Annotated in this window: 4 protein-coding genes and 1 pseudogene; 2 read left to right on the forward strand and 3 right to left on the reverse strand. The window is 45.4% G+C overall.

Features of this window, described 5'->3' with window-relative positions; genetic code table 11:
- Positions 1-335: 335 nt before the first annotated feature.
- Positions 336-599, reverse strand: a complete 264-nt coding sequence (locus IAE27_RS28975; protein ID WP_156529680.1) for a hypothetical protein — start codon at positions 597-599, stop codon at positions 336-338.
- Between the two features lie 571 nt (positions 600-1,170).
- Here IAE27_RS28975 and IAE27_RS28980 point away from each other — a divergent pair.
- Both IAE27_RS28980 and IAE27_RS28985 read left to right on the forward strand, forming a co-directional pair.
- Positions 1,171-2,175, forward strand: coding sequence for an NAD-dependent epimerase (locus IAE27_RS28980; RefSeq protein ID WP_004103673.1), 1,005 nt, complete (start codon positions 1,171-1,173; stop codon positions 2,173-2,175).
- 467 nt (positions 2,176-2,642) lie between these two features.
- Entirely contained in the window at positions 2,643-2,765 is a 123-nt protein-coding gene (locus tag IAE27_RS28985; protein ID WP_004138729.1) for a small membrane protein, read from the forward strand.
- 564 nt (positions 2,766-3,329) lie between these two features.
- On the opposite strand, the gene ugd is transcribed toward IAE27_RS28985, so the two are convergent.
- Both ugd and IAE27_RS28995 read right to left on the reverse strand, forming a co-directional pair.
- The gene (ugd, locus tag IAE27_RS28990; protein ID WP_109220930.1) at positions 3,330-4,496 is read right to left on the reverse strand and encodes a UDP-glucose 6-dehydrogenase; all 1,167 of its coding nucleotides are present in this window, start codon (positions 4,494-4,496) and stop codon (positions 3,330-3,332) included.
- Between the two features lie 162 nt (positions 4,497-4,658).
- Positions 4,659-4,785, reverse strand: a pseudogene (locus IAE27_RS28995) (phosphomannomutase); the annotation flags it as partial.

Here is a 4,785-nt window from a genome sequence, read left to right on the forward strand (position 1 = left end):
TACCGGTGCCACCCGCCATAATCACAGGAAGTAACATGATAAAATCCTTAAATAAATAATCATTTTGTTTACTATCAATCAACGGCACACGTTTGGCTTCAGGCTGGATTTTGCGCACGCTACCGCCCTTGGCTTTCGCTACCAAATTGCGTCGGGCCTTATTGTTGTACCCACTCTCTTACGGCGTTAATGCAGTAGCTGCGTTAGCGCCAGGTGAGTCGTTCCCCAGATCGTCTAAGCACTTCGGCGCTTAACGATCTGCCTGAGAGCTTAATCATTCTAAAAACAGAGATATGTTGGCGAACATATCTCTGTTTTCATCCGTAATCGCACCATCACACGCGCAAAAAACGCAGAGTACTTTCGCCGTTTCCGTAAGGGCTATCCATCAGGACTTTCTCATTTAGTAAGGATAGAACACTGCCGCTGTCGGCAGACGCATTGGCGGAAAGAGATGCTTTGCAGGCGTAGAGAGAAGCGAGAGAAATACGCTGAATGGCGATGTTAACGGCAGCGCTGCGGGAGAAAGCCAGAACACTCTGGATACCAGTGGAGGCTGAGCAGAACGGATTGACTCTCTTTTTTAGCATTACGCTCACGATATGTTCCAGAAGATGGGATGGGTGGTTCATATCTCGACAACACATACACCATACAAACGAATTATCTGCGAAGTATACGCGTTGGCCTAAAAGAATAAAAATGAAAAAGCTCAATGAAAAATAAATTCAACAGATGAACTTCAGGCCTGGCTTTTTTCCACCCTCACTCAGATGCTTAAGAAATAAAAATAAAATCAACAACTTAAAAACCAACTCGGATTTTAGCTTGGTTTTTCCGAATGATCATGCATGAAACGTAAGCAAATTCATAAATCACGACAATATGAATTCAACTTATTTCATCTCGAAAAAAAGATCACATTGTGAACAGAGAAATCATTACCAGCAATAAAGACCACAGAGTTATTATTTGCCAGCTAAGCTAAATACATGATAATCATTATTATTTACGACATTCTCTGGTGGGGAAGGCTTTTATGAAATGCTTCTCTCAAGCTTTTGCTGGCGACAACTTAACCGCTAACGGTAAAGCAGGTGATCCCTACAGCAAGCCAGTGTAAAATCGGCAATTATATATAGCGGGGCAAAGTGAACCCGGAGGATAAATATGAAGTTTTTAGTGACTGGAGCCGCAGGATTCATCGGTTTTCATGCGTGCAAACGCCTTCTGCAGGCGGGTCATGAGGTTGTCGGACTCGACAACATGAACGATTACTATGATGTCAATCTGAAGCAGGCCCGGCTGGATTTGCTGCAATCCCCCCTGTTCAGTTTCCATAAAATCGATCTGGCGGATCGTGAAGGTATTGCCCAACTTTTTGCTCATGAGAAATTTAACCGGGTGATCCACCTTGCTGCCCAGGCTGGCGTTCGCTACTCACTGGAAAATCCGTTCGCTTATGCTGATTCCAATCTGATTGGTTATCTGAACATTCTTGAAGGCTGCCGACATAATCACGTTGAGCATTTGCTGTATGCTTCATCGAGCTCGGTTTATGGTTTAAACCGCAAGATGCCATTCTCAACCGACGATTCGGTTGACCATCCGGTTTCTCTGTATGCCGCTACGAAGAAAGCAAATGAGCTGATGGCGCACACCTACTCTCACCTTTATGGTATTCCGACCACCGGATTGCGATTCTTTACGGTCTATGGCCCGTGGGGCCGTCCGGACATGGCGCTGTTCAAGTTCACAAAAGCCATGCTGGAAGGAAAGAGTATTGATGTCTACAACTACGGCAAGATGAAGCGCGACTTCACCTACATCGATGATATCGTCGAGGCGATTGTACGGATGCAGGACATTATCCCGCAGCCCAATCCTGAATGGACCGTTGAGACAGGTTCTCCGGCTGACAGCTCTGCGCCCTATCGTGTGTATAACATCGGGAACAGCTCACCGGTTGAGCTGATGGATTACATCACTGCGCTGGAAGAAGCGCTGGGTATGGTCGCGGAAAAGAATATGATGCCTATTCAGCCAGGCGATGTGCTTGAGACCAGCGCGGATACAAAGCCGCTGTATGATATGGTGGGATTCAGACCGCAAACAACGGTCAGTCAGGGGGTGAAGAACTTCGTTGACTGGTATAAGGCATATTATAAGGTGTAATGCCCCCGGGCAATGCGCATGCTAATAAGCCGCAGCGGCACCCCGCTGCGGCTTTTCTGTTTGGTAGGCCATGTTGAGCAATCTTACGATTCTGTCGGTAACAGAGCATGCTGGGTAAAGTGGCGCGGAACAGCCCATACCGTACATTAACGAAACCTGAATCTGGTAAAAACAAAATATCACCAGAAGCCGAATACAGCCCTTCCCTTACGCTATCTGAAGAGCATTAGCTTAGACAGATTATCATCCCCAGATGGTAAGGCTGGCATTTAAGTCTGTTACAGATCGTTTATTCATAGCAGAAGCCATAAAAAAGATTTATTCACTTTCCTGTAAAAAAGCCACAACCTACATATAGGAATTTTCTTAATTCCAGGATATGTTAAGCATGTCAGGGCGGACTTTGTCAGAAGTATTAGTTCGCAAGCAAATGGATTTATCACATTCCTTTCATTCTGGTACGAATTATGGCAAACATAATTTTCTTAGCAGTTGCTGCCATCCTGTTGATTGTTTCTGTTTATTTTCTGATTTCTTATATTAAGGACCAGAAAAAAACCAAGCTGACTTTTAACAAGCGAAAGTGGTGAAAAGAAAACTTAATATAATTATAATACTGGCATAGGAAATAATAATATAAAATACTGCCAGCAGTGGAGATACGTTCCGTCTTTACAGCTGGCGCTGGAAGCTATTTTATAAAAGTTATTAGAATCGGAAACAACATCCCAGACATCAGGATGATTTTTTATACCCACGGCTAACTCATGCATACCATGCCTCCCCCCCCTGAACGATCCCGAAGCGTCGGTTTAAACTGGAATCTGAATCTCATCGCATTCCAGGGCAGGATGCTGTACACCGGCAGGAACCTATAAACAACAAAAGCCTGCAAGCAGGCTCTGTTTTACCTTCCGGCGCTTATCTCCAGCGTCTACATCTCAGTGACGGTAGCTCTTCACAAGGTGAATTTAACATATCCGACCTCAATGATTGCGACAAGATGAACAATTGAAGAATTTAAGCGGGGTCACGTTTTTTAAGGGGATATGGTTTGGGTGAAGGAACGGTGAGACTGGCAAGAGAAATGCGTAATCATTTAGAGGGGGAGGAAAGCGGTGGCCGGCAGCTGCTGCTCCCGGCCAGAAGACAGATTAGTCACTGCCAAATAAATCGCGGGTATATACCTTATCAGCAACATCCGACAGCTCTTCAGCCATACGGTTAGAGACAATCACATCAGCTTCTTGTTTGAACGCCTCAAAATCGCGAACTACGCGGGAATTGAAGAATTCATCTTCCTGCATAACCGGTTCATAGATAATAACCGGAATACCTTTAGCCTTAATACGCTTCATGATGCCCTGGATTGAGGAAGCGCGGAAGTTATCAGAACCACTCTTCATGATCAGGCGATAGATCCCAACGACCTTAGGCTTACGCGCCAGGATGGAGTCAGCAACGAAATCTTTACGCGTGCGGTTAGCGTCAACGATGGCGCCAATAATGTTATTCGGTACAGATTCGTAGTTCGCAAGCAGCTGCTTGGTATCTTTCGGCAGGCAGTAACCGCCGTAGCCAAAGGACGGGTTGTTATAGTGGTTACCAATACGCGGGTCGAGGCACACGCCTTCGATAATCTGCTTACTGTTCAGGCCCTGGCTCTCAGCGTAGCTATCCAGTTCATTGAAGTAAGCCACGCGCAGCGCCAGATAGGTATTGGCAAATAATTTGATTGCTTCAGCTTCGGTAGAATCAGTAAACAGCGTCGGGATATCTTGCTTGATCGCCCCTTCTTTCAGGAGGTTAGCAAAACGTTCCGCGCGTTCCGAACGCTCGCCAATAACGATACGCGACGGGTGCAGGTTGTCATAGAGCGCGCGGCCTTCACGAAGGAACTCTGGAGAGAAAATAACATTATCAATGCCCAGGCGCTCTTTAATATCACGAGTAAAACCAACGGGGATGGTTGATTTAATGATCATGACCGCCTCAGGGTTAATCTCGGTAACATCGCGAATAACGGCTTCAACGGTCGACGTATTGAAGTAGTTCGTTTTCGGATCGTAGTCAGTCGGCGTGGCGATAATGACATAATCTGCATTGCGATAAGCATCATGCTTGTCAGTTGTTGCGCGAAAATTCAACGGTTTTTCCGCCAGGTATTCCTGAATCTCCTTATCGACAATCGGAGAAATCTTTTGGTTAATCATATCAACTTTGGATTGAATGATATCCAGCGCCACCACTTCGTGGTTTTGCGCAATCAGGATGCCATTCGATAAACCGACATAACCGGTACCGGAAATAGTAATTTTCATTCGATCACACTTTAATCAGTTAACTGGACGGCGGCATATTAGCCACCCTGGTAATCAACACTTGTGGCGGTTTTACTCTCAGAAAGATGGGAAGTCAAGAAAGAGCCATAAGGTTATGCATAATTCCACACATCAACCCTATGGCTCTAAACAGAATAATTTCTATTTAAGTAAAGCTAATATTTCTTCTGTTTTAGCCTTCATTAATTCATCATCAGCTTTTGACTCGACGTTGAGGCGCACTACCGGCTCGGTGTTCGAGCTGCGCAGGTTAAAACGCCACTCCGGA

Source organism: Klebsiella sp. S69 (assembly GCF_016516145.1).
Taxonomy (GTDB): domain Bacteria; phylum Pseudomonadota; class Gammaproteobacteria; order Enterobacterales; family Enterobacteriaceae; genus Klebsiella; species Klebsiella oxytoca.